The sequence below is a fragment of the Tautonia marina genome (assembly GCF_009177065.1).
GTDB lineage: Bacteria > Planctomycetota > Planctomycetia > Isosphaerales > Isosphaeraceae > Tautonia > Tautonia marina.
Genome location: NZ_WEZF01000066.1, coordinates 1 through 830 on the forward strand (window position 1 = coordinate 1; position 830 = coordinate 830).

Here is an 830-nt window from a genome sequence, read left to right on the forward strand (position 1 = left end):
GATCCGGAGAATCCCGTCATCTGCCGCCATCTTCACGGGGTGACTTACAATCCGGCCGAGCGGGCATTCTACGCCTGCACGGGCGACATCGACCGCGGACACGGCCACGAATGCCACTGGCTGCGCGGGACCTACGACGCCCCCACTGATCACTGGGACTGGACGGTGCTGATCTCGGTGGACGCCAATTCGCGTTACAAGTCGGGCGGCATCAATTTCGTCGCCGGACAGCTCTACTGGGCGGCCGATGCCAATGGCCCGAAGCGACCCGACGAGGAGTATGACCGCGGTATCTTTCAATGCGATCCGGCACACCTGGCCGACCCATCGAAGCATACCCGGCTCTTTGATGCGGAGTTCGAGCTTGCGAACATGATCATCCAGGATGGTGTGATCCTGGCCGGGCACTGTGCGCCGGCATCGACCTACAAGACAGGGATCGCGTTCTCGCCCGATCTGGGCCGGACCTGGGCGGAATACGACCTGGCCAAGTTCGGACCGCGATCTCCCGTGCGTTTTCAGCCGAAGAACAGTGACGGCTGGTTCCGGGTGGACCTACGCAAGGGATGGATCGAGCGCGGCGAGGTTCTTTTTATCAAACCGAAGTCATGAATCATCCTCCACCCGGGGGAAGACGGCTCCTCGACTCACAACCTGGAGCAGTTCTTCGGCTCGTACCGCTATCACGAGCGGCGTGCCAGTGGCCGGAAGGTGGCCTGCCCGGGGACGGTGGTCCAGGGAGCGGTGCGGCTGACCGCCGCGGTGGCGACACGCTTGCGATCCATCGAGGTGGTGGAGCCCGTCCCCGCCGCCCCGAAAACATGACGGGA

General features: G+C 63.5%; 1 pseudogene. It reads left to right on the forward strand.

Annotated features, from left to right (window positions below):
• Positions 1-612 (forward strand): annotated as a pseudogene (locus tag GA615_RS27225) (hypothetical protein); the annotation flags it as partial.
• Between the last annotated feature and the right edge of the window lie 218 nt (positions 613-830).